We start from the raw sequence: 18970 nt of genomic DNA on the forward strand, positions 1-18970 counted from the left end.
ACGCCATGCGAGAGACCTGGCTGCGCCGGCGCGGCAACACGCTCACCCTCAGTGGCTACGAGGCCGCGGGCGGCATCCCGCACGCCCTGGCCAACACCGCTGAGGCCCTGTACGAGCAGATGACGGCCGAGCAGCGGCGGCTCACCCGCTCCGTGCTGCTGCGGATGGTGTCCCTCGGCGACGGAACCGACGACTCCAAACGGCCCGTGTCGCGCGAGGACCTCGGCCCGGACACCGGCGCCGTGCTGGACCTTCTCGCCCAGGCGCGGCTGGTCACCTTGGACAGGGACAGCGCCGAAATCACTCACGAGGCGCTGCTGCACGCCTGGCCCAGGTTGCGTGGGTGGATCGACGAGGACCGGGCAGGTCTGCTCATGCACCAGCAGATCACCGAGGCGGCCGCCGTCTGGCAGCGGCAGGGCCGCGACCCCGGTGCCTTGTACCGGGGCGGCGTGCTGGCCGCGGCGCGGCAATGGGCCGCCACCCGTGGCGAGGGTCCGGCCGCCGGCCCCCGGGTGGAGGAGTTCCTCGCCGCGTCCGTCCGGCACGCGGGCCGCGCGGCACGTCTACGCCGCGCCGGAATCGCCGCCGTGTGCGTGCTGGCCCTCGTCGCGTCCGTGGCCGCCGGAGTAGCGCTCAAGAAGAGCGCGACCGCCCAGGCCGAACGCAACAACGCCATCGCCGGGGAGGTGCAGACCAAGGCCAGCCAGTTACGGCAGACCGACCCCTCGCTCGCCGCCCAACTGGACATCGCCGCCTACCGCATCCGCCCGCGGCCCGAGCTGCAGACCGACCTGATCAGCGCCGCCGGCGCCCCGGTGTCCAGGCTCCTGACCGCCGGAAGCGGCACCGTGTTCGCGGTCGCGTTCAGCCCCGACCACCGCACCCTCGCCGCCGGGGGCGCGGACGGGCGGATCCGGCTGTGGAACGTCGCGGACCCGACCGACCCGGTACCGGTCGGCCGCCCCGTCGACAGCCACAGCAAGTGGGTCTACTGGCTCGCCTTCAGCCCCGACGGCCGCACCCTGGCGTCCGCGGGACGCGACCACACGGTGCGGCTGTGGAACGTCACCCACCCCGCACACCCTGCTGCCTGGGGAGCGCCGCTGACCGGTCACAGCAGCTACGTCTTCTCCGTGGGCTTCAGCCGGGACGGACACACCCTCGCCAGCGCGAGCGACGACGGCACGGTCCGGCTGTGGAACGTCGCCGACCCGGCGCACCCGCGGCGGCTCGGACGCCCCCTCAAGGGACACGACCACGGTGCCGTCGCCTCGGCCGCGTTCAGCCCCGACGGGCACACGCTCGCCAGCGCCGGTCACGATCACACCATTCGGCTGTGGAACGTCACCGACCCCGCCAAACCGCAACGTCTGGGGCGGCTCACCGGCTTCCAGGACACCGTGTACTCCGTCGCCTTCAGCCCCGACGGCCGTCTCCTGGCAGGCACGGGCAACGACCGCACCGTCCACCTGTGGAACGTCGCCGACCCGACCGCACCCGTCCCGCTCGGAAAACCCCTGGCCGCACACGACGACACGGTCTACGCGGTCGCCTTCAGCCCGGACGGACGGGTCATGGCCACCGCCGGAGCTGATCACACCGTCCGCCTGTGGAACGTCACGGACCCCTCCGCACCCGTCCCGCTCGGGCAACCCCTCACCGGTCATACCGAATACGTCTACTGGCTGGCGTTCAGCCCGGACGGGCACAGCCTCGCCTCGGCTGGCGCCGACCACACCGTCAGGCTCTGGAAGCTCCCGAACACCGTCGTCCCGGACCCGAGTTACGTCAACACCGTAGCGTTCAGCCCGGTGCGGCACATCATGGCCAGCGGCAGCACCGACAGTACCGTCCGATTGTGGGACGTCACCGACCCGTCACGGCCCACACCTCTCGGCCGCCCTCTGACCGGCCACCGCAACGCCGTACGGAAACTGGCGTTCAGCCCCAGCGGGGCAATCCTGGCCAGCGCCAGCCGGGACGGCACCATCCGGCTGTGGGACGTGCGCGATCCCGCGCGCGCCAAGCTTCTGGGCGGTCCGCTCACCGGCCACCGGGGCGAGATCAGCTCGGTCGCCTTCAGCCCGGACGGCCGGACGCTGGCGAGCGCCGGCCTGAGCGACCAGCAGGTCCGCTTGTGGGACGTCTCCCGTCCGGCGCACGCGACCGGCATCGGTGAGCCGCTCGCCGCGCACAAAGGAGCGGTCACTGCCCTGGCCTTCCGTCCGCAGGGGCACGTGCTGGCCACGGCCTCCGCGGACGACACCACCCGCTTGTGGGACGTGACCCACCCTTACCGGCCTGTCCCGCTGGGCCAACCCCTCGCCGCCCGAAGCGGCGGTGCGTACGGCGTGGCGTTCAGCCCCGACGGCCGGACCCTGGCCACCGCCAACGTCGACCACACGGTACGGCTGTGGAACGTCACCGCCCCCGCGCGGCCGCTGGCACTGGCCGAGCCCCTGCTCGGTCACACAAGCTTCGTGTACGGGGTCGCCTTCAGCCCGGACGGCCGCACTCTGGCCAGCAGCAGCGACGACCACACCGTCGTCCTGTGGAACGTCATCGACCCGGAGCACCCGTCCCAGCTGGGCACCGCTCTCGTCGGCCACACCGGGCCGATCGACGACGTGGCGTTCAGCCCTGACGGCCACACTCTGGCGAGTGCGAGCGACGACCACACCGTGCGGCTGTGGAACCTCGACGTCAGCCAGGCGATCCGCCACCTGTGCGCCTCGACCGGCGCTGTCAGCGCACGGCAGTGGCACCGGTACATGCCCGAACCGTCGCTGGACCAGCCCTGCTGATGTGCCCTGCAGTGGCAGCGCACCGGGCCCGCTCTCCTGACCTGCGTGTCTGAGCCGTCGTTGTCCGGCCGCTGTTGTCCGGTGCCCGCTCACCGGCACCGGACAACGATGACGTACTAGACCGGTTGCAGGTGCCGGCCGGCCTGCACGGCGGCAGCACCTGGCGGCCCCACGCCCTCCATGTCTCCTGATTGCGGCTGACGGAATCCGTCTTCCGCCTGGCCGGGGGGCTTGGGGGCCGCACCGCACCTGTTGTGGTCACACAGACACCGGGAGAGAACGAACATGACGATCATCAAGCCGACGCCGGCCCGTGCCGGAGTGCTCTTGGCCACGGCTGCGCTGGCGCTGGGCGCCCTGGCCGGACACGCGGAGGCCCGCAGCGCGAACATCTCCAGTTGGAACAGCAGGTCCGACTGCGACGTCAGGAGCCGTTACGACCTCTGCCTGTACTACTCCCCCAACGCCAAGAACGCCGCGTACCGGACGACGTTGTACAAGGTCGGCGACCTGGGAACGAAGAGGTTCGGCGGCAGCGGGGCCGGCTACGGCCAGAAGGTCCGCAACAACGCCGCTTCCGCTCAGAACGGCACGGTGTGCAACGTGGGCATCTGGTACTCGACGAACTACCGCGGGGACTCCAACTGGCTGTCACCCCACAAGGGCGGGAACCTCACGAGCTGGATGCGGAACAACGAGGCGTCCATCGCCATCTCGGACCACACCCGCTGCCCCGGTCTCGGTCACTGAGCCGAGCAGACCCGTGAGTACGCGGTGCCTCGCCGGTGGGCGGGGCACAGCGTGCCCGATTGCCGAGAAAGCGATGGCCATGGCGTACGTCTCCGCACCCGCCTCCGCACGACCAGCACAGCGTGTACGACGCACACCGCGTCGACGGCTACCACGACGCGTCGCACTCGCCGGCGGCGCGCTGGTGCTAGCGGCCCTGAGCGCCTGCTCGTTCCGATCGGCCCAGCCGTCCCATCAGGCTGCACCACCCGCGGTGGGCGCGATTCCGCGGATCGTCGGGGTGGAGCACCTTCATCTGCCCGTGGAACGCTACATGTTGAGCCCGCGGCAGGCCCTGGAATACGACGAGATGGACGACGCGGCCGTACGGGCGTGCGTGCGGAGGTTGTCCGTGCCGTACCCTGCGGCTGCTCGCCTGCCGGCAGGTTCGGCGGCGGAGCGAGAGGCGCTGGACGCGTACACCGTGCTGTACCGGCGGTACGGGCTCACCGACGCCGCGGAAGCCCGGACCTGGGGTTACCACACCCCCGCCCCCGAGCCCTCCGGGGCCACCGCCGCGAAGGCGGCGAAGGCGGCGAAGGCGGCGAAGGCGGCGAAGGCGGCGAAGGCGGCGAAGCCTCCGTCCCTCTCAGCGGCGGCCCAAAGTGTCCTCACGGGGGTGGACAGCTCGGGCACGCCCCTGACCTCGTACCGTGGCCGGCCGGTCCCCAGGGGCGGATGCCTGGGCGAGGCCGAGCGGCTGCTCGGCGCCGGGGCTTCGCAGGGGCCAGGCACCGATACGGACGGAATGGTCACCAGCATCAAGGCCGACGGCTTCGAACGGTCCATGTCCGACGCCCGGGTCACGAAGGTCTTCTCGGTATGGTCGGCGTGCATGAACACCCGGGGCTTCAGAATGACCACCCCCATGGACGAGGTGCCCTCGTCGAACGGCGCGACCCCGTCCCGCAGCGAGATCGCCCAGGCGCGGGCGGACGTCGCCTGCAAGGCGCGTACCAACCTCGTAGGAGTCTGGTTCGCGGTCGAGTCGGCCTACGAACAGGCCGCGATCGCAGAGCACCGCGCGGAGCTGGACCGGGTGGCGAAAGCCCGCGACGCCACAGTCCGTGCGATCGACCGGCTGTCGCACGGCAACGAGAGCCAGTCATGAGGCCGTCACTGCGGCACGAGCAGAAGACCCCGCCGACGTCTCCCCTGCAAAGGGTGCGGGTCGGCCAGGCGAGCGACGCAGGCCGTGGCGTTCACTGAGGTCGCCTCGGCGCCCGTCTTCTCGCCCGGAGGGCGCCGTGCGTAAGGGGGATCGGCTGGCGTGCGGCAGTCCCACCGGCCGGAAGGGACCACCGGCCCCCGGGCGGTCAGGACGCCGGCTTTGTGGCGCCGGCCGAGGGAGGAGTAGAGGCGCTGGCCTTCCTCACTGGCGATGAGAGGACCGGTACGGGCCCCGCTCTGCTCGTCCTGACGACCCTCGAAGTCAACCGGTGACGAAGCGGTGCTTTTCCACTGGCCGTGCTGCCTGTCTGTTCAGTCTGTCTGGACGCCGAGGGGCTGCAGTCGAGGATTTTGGCGCGGACCGCGACGTCGTGCTGGGCGGCCAGTTGCTCTTGCTCGTACGTGATTTGCTGCCGTGTGTGGCGGGGTGAGCAGCGCCGCCTTGCCGATGAGCTCCACTGGTCGCAGTCGAAGAAGCCGACCAGGAAGATCCCTGCGGTGCGGGGTCGGCGCAGGTAGCGGGCTACCAGCTGATCGGAGAGTGCCGTAGGCAGTTCCTGATTCCAGCAGCCCTTGGATTCGATGATCACGGTGAAGGGTTCGGTGTGGTGGGAGGGGTCTGCTGCCTGGATGTGGATGTCGGTGCGCCCTCCTCCGGTGCCGGGGCGGTCGACTTGGACTTCGCGGTTGAGGATGACGCGCTGCCCGCCGAGTCGAATCTTCAGCAAGCCCATGACGAGATCGCTGAAGTCCTCCTCCCACATCGGCCACATCGCGGCATCGCCCGCCGCGGCAGCGCGGTTCCACAGCAGGATGGCCATTCCGTTGGGGCCCGACAGCGCCTGCTGGACCTGGTCCAGGGCCTCCATGACGACGTCGAGGAGGTGCACTTCGTCGGCGACCACGCGCAGGCTGTGGTCGGCTGCGAGTTTACTCAGCTCGTGCACGGTCAGCGGGCGGCTGTGACGTTGGGCTGTTTGGCGGGCGGCGCGGCGGGCCAGGCGTCTTAAGACCGACGACGTTGGAGGGCCTCCGCAACCGAATTGTCCGCTCGGGGCCTGCATCCTTCCCACCGCGTGGCGGCACAGCTGCGACAACGAAAAGCATGCTTGGCAGCGAAAGCACGTGCACCAGCGCCCGACGGCCGCGGCAAGGCCGTCGGGCGCTGCCTGCAAAGGAGACCATCACGGTGCGTCGCCGTAGACGGCGGTGGTCAATCGCTTGGCGCGGGTGAGGGCCACGTAGAGCTTGCGGTGGTCTTCGCCGTCGGAGCTGAGGCCTTGTCGCAGGGTTTCGCGCTCCGGGCCGGTGAGGCACACGCCGACGGCGTCCCACTCCCGACCCTTGGCCTGATGGGCGGTCAGGCCGGGGATGAGGCATGCAGCGGCGTGGAGACGGGCTCTCAGCTTCTCCAGGCGTGCCGTGTGGGTGTGGTTGCGTCGTCTGGGTAGCGGACGGTCGGTTTCGCTGGCGACAACTGTGTTGCTCGATCAACCTGGGCACAGCCACATACACAGAGGTCAGACAGACCCCACCCGCCCGGCCCCACACTCCACGCATGCCCCAAACGCCACGAACATCGCCCAGAAGAGTTGAGAAACCCCAGCTCACAGCCACAGCAACAACGCATAAAAACTGGGCGACGACAGCGCGCCCGGCGGCTGGAGAAGCTCGGCATGGTCTGGAGCGTCGCTGACGAGCGCTTCCAGGAGAACCTGGAGGCCGCGAAGGCGTACTACGAGGATCACTGGACCCTTTGTGCTCCAAGGTCGGCAACAGCCCTGGACAGGCCGGTGGGGCAGTGGTCGAGCAATTTGCGCCGCGCGGGTGCGCTGGACGGCCACCAGGAGTGGAAGGCCGCGCTGGAGGCCGTAGACCCGCACTGGAACCCGGATTGGCCGGTGGACTGGCAGCGGCACTACGCCGCGCTGCGGGAGCTGGTGCGCGATGAGGGCCAGGCCGACGTCCTGCCCGGTGGGACCGTGCACGGGATGGACGTCGGGCGGTTTCTCGCGAAGAACCGCCAACACGCCGTCTGGCAGGGCCTCATGGACGGGCAGCGTGAGCTCCTGGAGGCCATCGGCGTCGTGCCCCTGCCGCCGGAGCAGGAAGCGCCCGCCAAGGCCCCCAAGGCGGCCTTTGGGGCCTTCGAGCGGGGCGTAGCGGCCCCTGGGAGCGAGAGGGCTCTGTGGGGCCTGTCAGCCGTTCTCACATCGAGGTTTTGCCTGATGGGACCGAGGTGAAGCTGGGGGTGTTTCTCTCGAACACGAAGTTGAGGCGCGGGAAGCTCACCGCCGACAAGCTCCAGGCGCTGGCCGACCTCGGGCTGGAGTGGGCGGCGTAGCGGCGCTGAATCGGTGTTGTCCTCATGGATACCGGTCATCTGCGATCGCAGGTGCGATCGCACTGAGAGGGTGTGAAACCCCACCCTCATGCATCTATGGGTGCGTTAGGGTGGGGTCGCAGACTTAGTTGCAGGCTTTGTTTTCAATCAAGTCTGCAACTAGAAAACGGGGCCCCCGCCGCAGCAACGGCAGAGGCCCCGCATATTCAGACGCCGTTCCCAGCTCAGCGAGATTGAGCTGGGGGCGGCGTCAGCTGTGAGGCCAGGCCCATGTGTGGACCATCTGCCCCAGCCAGAACGCAGTGGCCGACACCGGCGCCATCCAGAGTCGGATGCGTCTCCGCATCCTCTTCCAGCTCACCGGCCTTGGCCTTGCGTGCTTCCCCATTGAATCCCCCTCGGGACGGTGGGACCGACACCTTGCTGTCGGACCCCCGGCCGGAAGACCCGCCAGGGCGATCCCTACCGAAGGATCTTCTTGAGGAAGCAGCCTTCAACTTACACGGCGTCAGTGCCCCCCACGGGCCGTTTGAAAATGCTGCGTTGGGGCTGCCATCAGCACAGCGTTACCCGGCCGGGCGGCCGGTTCCGTGCTGTCTTCCCGCCTGAACAGCGGGGAGTTTCCATAAAACACTCATGTGACCACATTCGGCGAAACCGGGCGGCCGGGCGGCCGGATAGCGCATCGTGACGTCATTTTTCTGAATGTGGCGTACCTCACTGGAGGAACCGCGCTGGGGGCGGGGGCAAAACAGCGACGGTCAGCCCATCGCATGGGTGGGCAGCGCCCCCGACGACTGGTGAGTGCGAGGCCGGCCCCACCGGGTGGGATGTGTGCCGTCGCCGGTGCGGCGGCTCTCAGAACGTGGTGGCGGTCGGACCCTGCCGGAATCCGGCGGCGATCTCATGGTGGCGTGCGGGCACCGTGTTCGGGCCGACGCGGACGTAAAACTCCGGACGCTGTGAGTCACGGTCGCGATAGGCGTACATCTGGCCCCCGCCGGAGACCTCGATCGCGAGGACCTTCTTGCCGTCGTGGTCGATCACGCGTGACTCGTACGGCGGCGCTGGTTCCACGCTGTCCCGGATCATGCCGACGACCTGGAGTTCCTGCTTGTCGACGGTCGGCTTCTCGGGCAGGCCCACGATCTGCAGATCGTGGTCAAGCTGGAGCGTGTTGGCGTCTCGGTTGATGGTCCACTCGGTGCGCGGCCACGGCGTGGTCACCCGGTCCCATTCGTGCTGGCCGCGTAGCCGAGAGGTGGAGGCGCTGGAGGGCGGCGGGCCGGGGGCGACGACGTGGAGACCGTGGATGCCCTGTTCGTCGCCCTGCAGCAGCGCGGCGACCGTCGGGCCGGGCAGGCGCAGTTCCAGGAAGCTCGCCGTGCTGCAGCGCCAGGCCCGCTCCGTCACCGGGGTGTCGTCGTCCAAGGTGACCTGGCCATGGTGCAGTTGCCACTGCTGTTTGTCCGCGACCAGGGCCAGCCGGACGTTCACGGCGGCGCGCTCGCTGAGCATCGCCACCAGTACGGCCGTGTCCGTCTGCCCGTTGTTCGCCATGTCCGGCTTCCCGCTCCCCGCAGCGTGTGGAGCCGAACCAGGCGCCCCGTCACGGCCCGTGCTCCCGAGCAGGCTACGCGGGGGTACGCGAGCGGGAGGCCAAGTGCTGCTGCTTCAGCTCAGGCTGTAGCCGGGCAGCTCGAGGCTGGCGGCCGCGGCACTTGCGGCGTTGCCCACCCGCTGGGTTCGCTTCCTCCCGTCCGATTCGAACGATCCGACTCGAATTCGAGTCACGCGGACCCGGCTTTTGCGGGGACGCCCGTGCGAGGACGTTCCCCTCAGCAAGATGGTCTTGTTGGGCAGTGGCGGCTTGAGAGGGGATCGAATGCCTACAGGAGTGGCTGTCGTGTGCGACACCGACGACTGCTTCGCTGTCTACCTGGCGGTGGAGACCGGCGACGACGAAGACGCACGCTTTGCCTCCGAGGTCTCGCAGCTGGCGCGTGACGCCGCGCAAGGCGAGGGGTGGGTGGTCAGCTTCGGCTTCCAGCAGCCGGTGATGACCTGCCCAGGCTGCGCGGACGGCCGGGGGCCGGTGCGTGAACGCGGGGACTGCCGGCGGTGCATGGGCCGCGTCGACTCCGGGTCCAGGTGTGTGTACTGCCTGCGCCAGGTGGAGCCTTCACAGCCCGAGGCGTGACGCCGGTGTGTCGCGCTGTCGTTGAACAGCACGACTCCATACACCGGGCCCCGAGGATGCCTTCACTCCCCGGTGCCCGTGGTGTGTCCGGACGCGAGTCAGATCTCCCCGGCCGCCGTGGCGGTGAGCCAGTCGGCGGCTTCGGCGTCGGTCATGAGCAGGGCCTGCGTCGGGTGGGCGTCGCCGTCCTGGACGACGTGGACGCGGCCTGGGAGCGGACTGTTCTGGGGGGCGGGGGCGACTGCCGGGGCGAGCCGCCGCTGGCCTTGTCGATGTCGGCTGACAGCGCATGTCGGTGAGTCTCGACACCACTTCGCCATCAGTGGGGTTAGAAATGTTGGTGAGTTTTGGCAGCACCTGGCAGCGGCCAACAGGGAATCCGCACATCAACAAGCACCCCGGCATGCTGGGGTCGTTGCCTTACCCGCCGATCCCAAAGGGCAGCCCCTTGTGATCCTTGCTCAGCGAACGTCGTATGACGTTGACCAGCTTCACCTGCGCTTGGGCGGATGCCTGTCTGGCCTGTTCGAACTCCTCCGGACTCAGCGGGTCACGCAGTGGGGTGCGTTCGCCTCGCTCCACCTGGTCCAGGAAGGAGTTGATAGCACGGCTGAAATTGTCGACTTCCGTCGCAACTTCTGTGGGAGCGACCAGGCTTACGCGTATCAAGGCCGCGCTCCACTCGCCCCAGTCGTAGTCCCACCCGCGTCGGTCACCATGCGCCCGCCTGAGTTCCATCGTGAACTTGGCGTAGTGACTAAACAGCTCCTGGTAGGCGGCAAGTTGCTGATCACGGGTCCACTGACGATCTTGAGCGCGGCGCGTGACGATACCGCCGACCAGCACACCTGCTGTGGCGGAAAGCGCACCAGCAGCTGTTGTCACCAGCGTGTCCAGCATCAAACCCCCTGAGGCCCGCAGTCCCAACCTTCGGTGAGACGAACATACTGATCATCATTCCTCGGCGACAATGATCAGCCTTCGGGCGGTTCAGGCCGCTGTGGTCAGCCGTTGTGCGCCTGCTCAGCCCTGGCCCGGGTCTGGGCGAGGCGGAAGGAGTCGGTGCCGGTCTCGATGATGTTCCCGCCGAAGGTGAGCCGGTCGACAATGGCTGCGCAGAGCCGGGGGTCGGTAAACGTTTTTGTCCACCCTCCAAAACTTTCGTTGGAGGCGATGGCGACGCTGTTCTTTTCCTCCCGTTCGGTGAGAACTTGGAATAGTAACTCGGCGCCGCGTTTGTCGAGTTCCATGTATCCGAGTTCGTCGATCGCGAGGAGATCGACGCGTCCGTAGCGGGCGATCGTCTTGGTCAGGACCTTCTCGTCGGCGGCCTCGACCAGCTCGTTGACCAGCTTGGTGGCCAGGACGTACTTCACTCGGTAGCCGGCCATCGCGGCCTCGGTTCCGAGCGCGATCAGCAGGTGGGACTTCCCGGTGCCCTCGTACAGAACGGCCTCGAGGGCGGCGATGGCCGGGGCCTTGATCGGGCTGAAGAAGGCCTGCAGGTCCGGTGGTCTTGGAGGGCCTGGCGCAGGGCGAGGTCGATGCGGTCGGCGAGGCGCTGGCCCATGGTGATGACGCCGAGGTTGAGGTGGGGTACGTCGGTGGCGTGGGCCAGGGCGAGGTCGACGACCTGGCTGACTCCCTCATCAGAGGAGCCGTGGTGGCCGGGGCGGGCGTTGGCGTCGACGCTCTCCAGGCGTAGGGGCCGGTCTGGGTGGCGCCGGGGAAGGTGACGAGAGCATCGTTGTAGATGTGGTGGTTGGCGAAGGCGATCAAGCGTTCGTGGGCGGTGCAGCGCTCCTGTCCTCGTCCTCATGGTCCGCCACGGCCGATGCGAAGCGCTCCTGCAGGTGGGCGTGCCGGAACTGGTAGACGGCGCCGACCTGACGCAGCACGCCGCGTTCGTGTGCCTCAGTGAGGAAGGCCATCAGACGCCAGGGAAGGCGGTCTGTCGGGCAGAGCCAGAGGCGGGTAGTGAAGAGGCGACCCCAGGCGGAAAGGGTGAGGGCGAGCAGGCCGGTTGGCAGCAACACGATCACCATGGTGAGATTCGAACCGGCCAACGGGCCGACGAAGAGCGCGCAGAAGAAGCTGGCAACCGTGGTCAGAAAAGCACGGACGAGCCCCGTGTCGCGGTCCGTGCGCAGACTGGTCAGCGGGCTAGGGGTACGGGCGATGTCGGCCGGCACGCCGAGCCACCGATGCAGGCCTGCGGCAAACCCGGCCACCACGCCGAGCCCAAGGCCGCCGAGGATCCCGAACGACAGTGCAGAGCCGAGCAGGTCACCCGCGTCCTGTCGGGTCATCCAGGCCAGCTCGCTGCCTCGGAACCACTGTTCCGAGGACATCCACATGGCGAAGCGGCCGTCGGGCAACCGTACGACCAGGGAAGAGGCCGGGTAGTCCACCGAAACCTCCAGGGCCGCCCGGAGGCGATGGCACTGCCCCCAGTCGGCACAGGGACCACTTGCTCCCTCGCCTTCCGCCACGACGAAGTCCGCGCCGCCGCCGGGGTCCTCGATCACGCCGCCGTTGAAGGGGGCCGCCCGCTTGATGTACCTGGTTCCGTCGGCACGCACGCCGTACCGGGTGCCATCGTCGGCCACCACATAGCGGCCGCCACCGGGCGATCGGTGGACGGCGGCCTTGAACGGGAAGTCGGCGCGCGCGACGGCCCGCCCTGCGGCCGGGATGCCCTCGGCCACCGCGAAGCCCAGGCCGAGTACGGCTCCCGCGAGCACTCCCGCGCTGAGACCTTGGACAAGGGCTCCGCCGAATCTGCGCAAGGAGCGAGCCCTCCCGCGCCTGCCGCGCCAGCGATGGGGCCGGTCGTGAGCGGCGCCCTCGCCCCGCACGACGTACGCCCCGACGGCCGCGCCGAGCGCGACGCAGGCGAGCAGCGCGGTCCCTTCGGAGGTGTCCCAGACGTAGAAGTAGCCGAGGCAGAACGCGAAACCAGCGACCACCAGGGCGCCCACTGCCTTCCATGCCCAGCGTCCGTAGCGCCTGCCGCCCAGGAATGGAAAGGACATCGTGGCGGGTATGGGTGTGGCGGTGACACCGATGGCCGTCAGGGCCGTGGCCACCGAAACGCCGTAGAGGGCGCCCACGACCAGCCAGCCAAGGACTTCGTTCAGGCCGAGGAACGGAGCACGCTCGTACAGGCCTTGGGTCAGCGGCCGGAAGGCTCCGGCGATCACGCCGAGCGGAGCAACGCAGGCCAGCGCCAACAGCAGTGTGTGTCGCGGCCCGAAGCCGTCCCGGGACAGTGCCGCATGCCCGGCACACAGGCCGGCGACAACGGCGGCCCCCGCCACCGGCGGCCCCGCGCTCTCCCCCACCCACCACACGATCAGACAAGCCACTTCGGCGACGAGTCCGAGCATCAGCAGCGGCGCTACCGGGCGCAGCAGCCTCGGCAGGGCGGTGTGCAGCTCCCACCAGGCGATGTCCCGCGTACCGCGCCGCTGAAGATGGCGAGCTAGGAACCGCAACCAGTGCACAGCCTCGTCAGCGTCCCAGCGGGCCGATGTGCGAAATGACGCGGGCACGAACGCGTCAAGCAAGTGCCGTTCCAGGGCGGCCGGTGTGGCGAGGTCGGGCCGGTGCAGCAGTTGTGCGGGGTCGGCGCCGGTGTCGCCGTACACGCTCCGGGCCATGGCCACCATCAGGGGCAAGCCCAACACCTCCCGCAAGCAGCGGGACGCCGGTGCGTCGGGATCGCGGCGGACCTGCTCGAGCACCGGGTCCCAGGCCGTGGTGCGTTCGCCGCTCAGACCGCGTGCCGGGCGGGCCGTGCGGACCAGGAACCCGGCCGTCTCCTCGAAGCCGAGCGGCTGGAGTTCGACCACCGCGGCCGACGTGAGCACGTCGCCGGCCTCCACGGCCTCGGCGTACACGTCGCCACGACAGGTCAGCAGGAGGGGAAAACCCGCATCCAGCTCGGTGTTGAAACGCCAGACGGCTTTGGCCCGCAGCGGCACGGGTATCTCGTCGAGTCCGTCGACCACGGGAAGGATCCGGCCGGCCGCGACAAGGTCTCTGGCCAGGGCCGCACTCCCTGATGTGCCCTCAGCAAACACACGCGGGTACGCAGTGATGAGGCTGTCCGCCAACCACTCGTAGAGGTCCTGCCGATCGGGCTGCCAGGTGGACGCCTGCAGGACGACGGGAACGGGGTCGCCGGACTCGCGGATCTCGAGCAGGTCGAGAGTGAAGCGGACGGCGAGAACGCTCTTGCCGCTGCCCGGCGCGCCGAGGATGACCAGGCGGCGGGACGGTACAGAGCGGAAGAGCTGGGCTATCTGGGGGAGTTGACCGCTCAGGTCGGGACGCCCAGGGCCCCGGGGCCAGCCGATGGCGTCGTCGACATCAGACAGCCACGCGGGGGCGGGACCCCAGCACACGGGGAGGGGTTCAGGATCCTGCAGCCGCCGCAGTCGCCACTCGGCCTGCCATTGTTCGCGTATGGCCGCGGCAAGCGCATCGGCCGAGCGGCCGATCTGCTCGTCGGGCGAAGGCGCCGGCACGATCCGTGCGGTGCTGTACAGGAGGCCCACGAGGGACACGAAGAAACCCAGGATCGACAACAGCGGCTCCGCTGATCCAAGGCTCCCGCCGCGTACGGTCACCGCAGCGATGGCACCCGTGGCGATAACCGCCCCCACCCACAGCCCGCGCCGCCAGTACTTCATTCCTCGAGCCCCCGCACTCGCCTCCCCGGCCCCTCAAGTCCCGCCGGCACACACCATCCTCCCAGGATGACGATCCCTTCCAAACCGGCCAGCCGCCCCTCAACTACCAGCACACAATGGGCGCTTACCCCGCCACAAGCCCAACAGCACCCAGCGGCGGCGAGCCTGCGGCCATACCGACTGTGGCCGCCCCCTGTCGTGGCCTGGGCACCAGCCCTGCGCGCCGCGCATCGCGCGCAGGACCAGGCGCCGTCCCAGGCCCTTACGCTGCCAGCGGTCCGCGATGGAGATCTTCGCGATGTGGCCGCGGCGGCACCCTGAGCAGGTGTGCCAGGACAGCACCGCCGCATCCCAGCCCGTCCGGTCGCATACCCGCAGCACCTCGAAGTCCCCCACACGGGCTGCCGGGTAGTACAGCCACAGCTGCTGCCGCGACGGGTGCCGGAGCAGTATCCACTTCCATTGCCGGTCGGTTAATCCCTCGGGCGTTCGTCGTAGCTCCTAGAACGAGACGTCGAAGTAGTCAATGCTATTGAGGCTTACTTCGAGGTTGTTGGCACGGCTTCCGCCGTCCTTGAAATACACCTCCTGCAATCCTTCAGCGACGATGTCACGCATCTGCTGGTCGCTGGCACCCTGCTTGCGGGCGTCGAACAGGCGGCGCGCGTACTCCGGAGGGAGGTGGACGGTCAGCCGGCGGAAGCGGCCGTCGTCGGTGGTCCCGATCGGCGCGGTGTAGCCGAACTGGGCGCGGGTCTCCACCGTGATGCCGGTGGCCGTGGCTGCCTGCTTCTGGCGCCGCTTGCGGACCAGGGGTTGCCACCGGGACCGCACCGCCGCATCGATCTTGTCGGCGATTGCCTTGGGCGGGTGCTTGCGTTCGCCCTTGCGGTAGCGCTCCACCGACCGCTGGCTCACTCCGAGCTCCTGAGCGACGGCGCGGGTCGACTTGAGCTGCTTGATCAGGTAGCCGATCTGGCCCTTGAGGGTCTTGGGCGGCTCATGGGTGAACGCCTCACGGTCGGCGCGCTCGATCGCGTCCTCGATCTCCCCCACGGCCCTACTCCCCTTCGTCCAGGACGGCGTCGCCGCCCTTGATGTGGCGGGCCGGGTTGAGGCCCTTCTCCATCAGGTCGACCGCCCACAGCACCGACTGGACGCCCTCCAGCTTCGCCAGGCCCGGCGTGGGCCCGAGGCGGAACCCTCCGGGCTGCGGCTTCCCGGACGCGGCGTACGGCAGGAAGTCCAGCGGGCTCTCCCCCGGCGAGGGGTAGACGACGCAGTCGGACAGCACGGCGAGGGGGTACAGGCCGGTCATCTTCGCCATGTTGTTGAGCTTGCGGTGCATGTTGACCCGCGCCTTGCTGATGACGGCGGCGCGGATGTCGGGGCGCCAAGTCGGCCGCTGAAGGGCCGGCCACCGCTCGCCCTCCTTGTAGGACTTGCCCTGCGGGCGCTCCCGCAGCTTGCCCACGCCGCCCTTCACGGTCGCCTTGATGGCAGCGAGCACGGCGGCCATCGCCGGGTCGACCTGCTTGTGCTGCTCCATCGCGACGAGGAAGGCCCGCTCGTCCAGGTCCCGGGTGACACCGAGGTCGGCAAGGGTGTCGACGTACGCGGTCTTGAGACGGTCGTGCCACGGGTCCAGGTACGCGCCGGTCTCCCGGCGCAGGTACGCCTCGACCGGCTGGACGTTGTGGCCGAGCTCCTGGGCGTAGGCGACGGTGTGCGTCTGGTACCAGGCGGGGCCTGTCGGCCGGGTGCCGTCCGGGGTGAACGGGCTGGGCAGGCGCGGGTCCAGCTCAATGTGGGACAAGTCGACCAGCCACGAGCCGGGGATCTTCGGGTTGAACGTCGGGGCGCGGAAGTGATCCGGGGCGGACAGGCCGACGACCAGGCGGGCCGCGGCGGCGAGGAACGCCGTGTTCAAGTCCAGGCCGACCGCGAAGAACAGCATGCACTCCTCGTCACTGAGCAAGTCCACCGAGCGCACCCACTGGTACGCCTCTTCGTTGAGGAACCCGCCACTCCAGCCGGAATTGACGACGACGGGGTGCTCCGGGGTGGCTTCCGGGGGCGCCGGGTCCATCGGCTCCGTCCCCAAGCTGCCGGCGTTGTGGCCAGATACCCAGTTACCGGTCTCCAGGTCCTGCACGGCCTTCGTCGGCGGGCGCAGCGCCGTCATCAGCTCCAGGCCGCAGACCGCGGTGGAGCCGCGCGGAGTGATGACCCGGGTCGCGTACACACCCAGGACGCGGGCGATGTCGGCCGGCTCCATGTCCGCGACGCCGGGCCAGGACCGCTCATCGAGCGCGTCCCAGGACAGGATCGCGAGCTGCACGCACTGCCGCTCGCGCCCCTGCGCCTTGCGGTACACCCTGGCCCACGGGCCGAACCCGCGCTGCGTCAGCTGCCACTTCGCCTTCGCCACCTGCTTGACCACCGGGTGGTCCTCGGGCAGGCGCAGGGAGCGGCGCTGCTCGTGGCCTTCCAGGCGCTCGGGCAGCCCGAGCTTCACGGCGGCCGCGGCGGTGAGCACGATCAGCGGGTCGGAGTCCTTGCCGTAGCGGTTGAGCTTCGGCGCGCCGAGACCGGACTCGCGCAGCGTCCACTCCACCAGCTCCGGGATGGTGGTCGCCGGGCAGTCCAGCACGATGCCGCCGACGCCGTACGCGGACCCGTCGCCGTCCAGCACGGCGAGCGGACCGTGCGGGAATCGCGGATCGGTGCCGATGCTTGGCAGCGCACGCGTGCGGCCCGAACGGTGAGATGTCGCCGGGCGCGCGACCGGTCGTTGCGAGGTGAGCGGGACGGTGGGCGCTTCCGCCGGCGCGGCAGACTCGGCCTCGGCGTCGGGCTGGGCCGGGGCGGAGAAGGCCTCCGGAAGTGGGGGTGGCGTGGCGCCCGAAGGCGCCCCCGATGGTGCGGCTGCAGGAGGCTGAGAAGCCAGTTGCCGGTCAGAGCCTTCGCGGCCGGAGGGTGTTGCGGGGGCGGGGTAGCGGTGGGCGAGGCCCTCGAGGAGACGGCGGTAGGCCTCCAGGCGCTCGCCTCTGGGTTCGGCGCGGCCGGCTTCCCAGGCGGTGATGCTCGGTACCCGTACGCCCAGTGCCTGGGCGACGGCAGCCTGGGTGAGGCCGGCTGCCTCGCGCAGCCGTACCCGCTCGGCCGGGGTGGGCAGCACGGTGCCGTCGTCGACGGCGGCCAGGAGCGAGTCGATCGCGAGGAACAACTGCGGTGGCTGGTTTGTCATCTGCGGTTCTTCCTCGCTCACCGGACGCCCTGGCGGATCTCTTCGAGCCGCGTCATCAGCCGCTGATAGCGCTGCGAGGCGGCTTGGGAGGAGTTCAGGCCCTGATGGGCGGCGATCTGCCGCCAGTCCATGCCCCGGCGCCGGGCCTCGATGACCACCTGGGTCTCCAGCCGGTCCAACTGCTCGCGCATGTCCTCGAACAGGCCTAGTGCGGCGCCTACGTCGTCCGGGATCACGCCCGGCTCCCGCCCGTGGTCGTTCTGCTCGTCGGCGGCCGCCAGCAGCCGCCCCACGAGCGATGCATCCTGCTCGATACGACGCGCAGCCGTCGCCTCCTGCCTGCCCCCGGAAGCGGGGGCCAGTGCAGACAGCCGGTCACGGGCCTGCTGACGGGAATCACGTGGCATACCGTCACCGTACCGCACGTAGGCAATGAAACAACGATTCGTTGTTTCATTGATGTCGTGGAGGAGGCCGCCGCGCCGGTCCGTACAGGCTGATCCGAGTCGGCGTCACGAGTGCAGAACTGTTCGGCCTCAGAGCGGACCGGGGGTGGCGTGAAGGTGGGGCGATCCCCCTGTCGGCGAGGTGTCACTGGGAGCACGCCACCGGCATCAGTGAGCCAGGGCTCGGCGATGTTGCCCACTCTGTCCGCGACTGCCACAAACTCACCTCCCACGGTGCGCAGCAGCTGGGCAAGCCTGCCGCGGGCCTCCGCGTCGTCGAGGTCTTGCGTCGCGAGCTGCGAGTACACGGACTGAAACGCTCTCATCTGCTCGGCCAGCGCCGCGCAGAGATCCTCCCTGGTCACTTTCACATCGTCCCAGAGACCAAGCCGTCCGCCCGTTGAGTGATGCGCAGTGGGCGCGGATCGAACCCTTGCTCCCGGACCGGACGCCCAAGCGGGGCGGTCGGTGGCGTGATCACCGGGAGGTGATCGACGCGATCGCCTTCAAGTTCCAGATCGGCACCCAGTGGGTGCATCTGCCGGAGAAGTACGGCAACTGGCGGGGCGTCTAAACCGGCTGCGGATGTGGGCCGTCGACGGCACCTGGGGGCGGGTGTTCACCGCGCTGATGGCCCAGGCCGACGCCGAGGAGGACCTCAACTGGGCTGTCTCGGTGGATTCCACGATCGTGCGCGCTCACCAGCACGCGGCTGGGGCCCGTAAAAAATGGGGCCCAGCAGGCGAACCCGACGACCACGCCATCGGTCGGTCCCGCGGCGGACTGACCACGAAGATCCACCTTGCCGCCGACGACCGCTGTCGGCCGCTGGCCTTCCATCTGACCGCCGGGCAGGCCGGGGATGCGCCCGCCTTCGCGGACGTCATGGCCCGCCTGCGCGTCCCCGACCGCGAGGACGACCCCGCACCAGGCCGGACGTGGTCCTTGCGGACAAGGCCTATTCGTCCCGCGCGATCCGAGAACGCCTGCGCAAGCGCGGCATCCGAGTGGTGATCCCGGTCCCGGAGGACCAGCGAGGCCACCGGCTGCGACGGGGCAGCCGGGGAGGCAGGCCGCCGGCCTTCGACCGCGAGACCTACAAACAGCGCAACACCGTCGAGCGGTGCATCAACCGCCTCAAGCAATGGCGAGGCGTCGCCACCCGCTACGAGAAGACAGCCACCATCTACCTGGCAGGACTCCACATCGCAGGCATCTCACTCTGGTCCGCCCGATGATCCAAACGAAACCGCGTAGTCGCCTCGCC

At 69.4% G+C, this 18970-nt stretch carries 14 protein-coding genes and 2 pseudogenes; 7 read left to right on the forward strand and 9 right to left on the reverse strand.

The genetic code is table 11. The annotated features are described in order from the left end of the window. Positions 1-5: 5 nt before the first annotated feature. From ACYUED_RS00005 to ACYUED_RS00015, 3 genes are all read left to right on the forward strand, one after another. A complete protein-coding gene (locus ACYUED_RS00005) occupies positions 6-2807 on the forward strand; it encodes a WD40 repeat domain-containing protein (RefSeq protein ID WP_491290278.1) in 2802 nt (933 codons plus the stop codon). Positions 2808-3092: 285 nt separating this feature from the next. Then, on the forward strand, positions 3093-3557 hold the full coding sequence (locus ACYUED_RS00010) for a hypothetical protein (protein WP_491290276.1): 465 nt from the start codon (positions 3093-3095) through the stop codon (positions 3555-3557). A gap of 313 nt (positions 3558-3870) precedes the next feature. Continuing rightward, positions 3871-4707, forward strand: coding sequence for a hypothetical protein (locus tag ACYUED_RS00015; protein ID WP_491290275.1), 837 nt, complete (start codon positions 3871-3873; stop codon positions 4705-4707). 205 nt (positions 4708-4912) lie between these two features. Here ACYUED_RS00015 and ACYUED_RS00020 read toward each other — a convergent pair whose 3' ends face one another. Both ACYUED_RS00020 and ACYUED_RS00025 read right to left on the reverse strand, forming a co-directional pair. Continuing rightward, on the reverse strand, positions 4913-5671 hold the full coding sequence (locus ACYUED_RS00020) for a hypothetical protein (RefSeq protein ID WP_491290274.1): 759 nt from the start codon (positions 5669-5671) through the stop codon (positions 4913-4915). Positions 5672-5950: 279 nt separating this feature from the next. Then, a complete protein-coding gene (locus ACYUED_RS00025) occupies positions 5951-6181 on the reverse strand; it encodes a 3'-5' exonuclease (RefSeq protein WP_491294750.1) in 231 nt (76 codons plus the stop codon). A gap of 261 nt (positions 6182-6442) precedes the next feature. Between ACYUED_RS00025 and ACYUED_RS00030 the strand changes: the two genes are divergently transcribed. Further along, complete coding sequence (locus ACYUED_RS00030) at positions 6443-7009, forward strand: helicase associated domain-containing protein (protein ID WP_491290273.1); 567 nt, start codon at positions 6443-6445, stop codon at positions 7007-7009. A gap of 959 nt (positions 7010-7968) precedes the next feature. Here ACYUED_RS00030 and ACYUED_RS00035 read toward each other — a convergent pair. Beyond that, entirely contained in the window at positions 7969-8670 is a 702-nt protein-coding gene (locus tag ACYUED_RS00035; RefSeq protein ID WP_491290272.1) for an AlbA family DNA-binding domain-containing protein, read from the reverse strand. A 346-nt stretch (positions 8671-9016) separates the two neighbouring features. Here ACYUED_RS00035 and ACYUED_RS00040 point away from each other — a divergent pair, with 346 nt between their 5' ends. Continuing rightward, positions 9017-9310, forward strand: a complete 294-nt coding sequence (locus ACYUED_RS00040; RefSeq protein ID WP_491290271.1) for a hypothetical protein — start codon at positions 9017-9019, stop codon at positions 9308-9310. Between the two features lie 420 nt (positions 9311-9730). On the opposite strand, the gene ACYUED_RS00045 is transcribed toward ACYUED_RS00040, so the two are convergent. Then, entirely contained in the window at positions 9731-10210 is a 480-nt protein-coding gene (locus ACYUED_RS00045) for a hypothetical protein (RefSeq protein WP_491290270.1), read from the reverse strand. A 104-nt stretch (positions 10211-10314) separates the two neighbouring features. After that, positions 10315-10749: pseudogene (locus tag ACYUED_RS00050) on the reverse strand (ATP-binding protein); the annotation flags it as partial. 71 nt (positions 10750-10820) lie between these two features. On the opposite strand from ACYUED_RS00050, the gene ACYUED_RS00055 reads away from it, so the two are divergent. Further along, complete coding sequence (locus tag ACYUED_RS00055; RefSeq protein WP_491290269.1) at positions 10821-11015, forward strand: hypothetical protein; 195 nt, start codon at positions 10821-10823, stop codon at positions 11013-11015. A gap of 70 nt (positions 11016-11085) precedes the next feature. Here the strand turns inward: ACYUED_RS00055 and ACYUED_RS00060 are convergent, their stop codons facing one another. The 4 genes from ACYUED_RS00060 to ACYUED_RS00075 all read right to left on the reverse strand — a co-directional run bounded on the left by ACYUED_RS00060 (position 11086) and on the right by ACYUED_RS00075 (position 17664). After that, entirely contained in the window at positions 11086-13902 is a 2817-nt protein-coding gene (locus ACYUED_RS00060) for an NACHT domain-containing protein (protein WP_491290268.1), read from the reverse strand. A 606-nt stretch (positions 13903-14508) separates the two neighbouring features. Next, complete coding sequence (tpg, locus tag ACYUED_RS00065; protein WP_491290267.1) at positions 14509-15063, reverse strand: telomere-protecting terminal protein Tpg; 555 nt, start codon at positions 15061-15063, stop codon at positions 14509-14511. 4 nt (positions 15064-15067) lie between these two features. Beyond that, positions 15068-17257 carry a telomere-associated protein Tap gene (tap, locus tag ACYUED_RS00070; RefSeq protein WP_491290279.1) on the reverse strand — a complete coding sequence of 730 codons (2190 nt, stop codon included), beginning with the start codon at positions 17255-17257 and terminating at the stop codon, positions 15068-15070. 17 nt (positions 17258-17274) lie between these two features. Then, positions 17275-17664: a hypothetical protein gene (locus ACYUED_RS00075; RefSeq protein WP_491290280.1), complete on the reverse strand. Its 390-nt coding sequence runs from the start codon at positions 17662-17664 to the stop codon at positions 17275-17277. A gap of 439 nt (positions 17665-18103) precedes the next feature. Here ACYUED_RS00075 and ACYUED_RS00080 point away from each other — a divergent pair. Beyond that, positions 18104-18941 (forward strand): annotated as a pseudogene (locus tag ACYUED_RS00080) (IS5 family transposase). Positions 18942-18970: the final 29 nt, after the last annotated feature.

This window comes from Streptomyces sp. DF42 (assembly GCF_058267695.1).

What these genes read in the sequence shown, in the direction of transcription:
- ACYUED_RS00005 (WP_491290278.1), top strand. Translation starts at nt 6, where the DNA reads ATGCGAGAGACCTGGCTGCGCCGGCGCGGCAACACGCTCACCCTCAGT.
- ACYUED_RS00010 (WP_491290276.1), top strand. Translation starts at nt 3,093, where the DNA reads ATGACGATCATCAAGCCGACGCCGGCCCGTGCCGGAGTGCTCTTGGCC.
- ACYUED_RS00015 (WP_491290275.1), top strand. Translation starts at nt 3,871, where the DNA reads ATGTTGAGCCCGCGGCAGGCCCTGGAATACGACGAGATGGACGACGCG.
- ACYUED_RS00030 (WP_491290273.1), top strand. Translation starts at nt 6,443, where the DNA reads ATGGTCTGGAGCGTCGCTGACGAGCGCTTCCAGGAGAACCTGGAGGCC.
- ACYUED_RS00035 (WP_491290272.1), bottom strand. Translation starts at nt 8,670, where the DNA reads ATGGCGAACAACGGGCAGACGGACACGGCCGTACTGGTGGCGATGCTC.
- ACYUED_RS00045 (WP_491290270.1), bottom strand. Translation starts at nt 10,210, where the DNA reads ATGCTGGACACGCTGGTGACAACAGCTGCTGGTGCGCTTTCCGCCACA.
- tap (WP_491290279.1), bottom strand. Translation starts at nt 17,257, where the DNA reads ATGACAAACCAGCCACCGCAGTTGTTCCTCGCGATCGACTCGCTCCTG.
- ACYUED_RS00075 (WP_491290280.1), bottom strand. Translation starts at nt 17,664, where the DNA reads ATGCCACGTGATTCCCGTCAGCAGGCCCGTGACCGGCTGTCTGCACTG.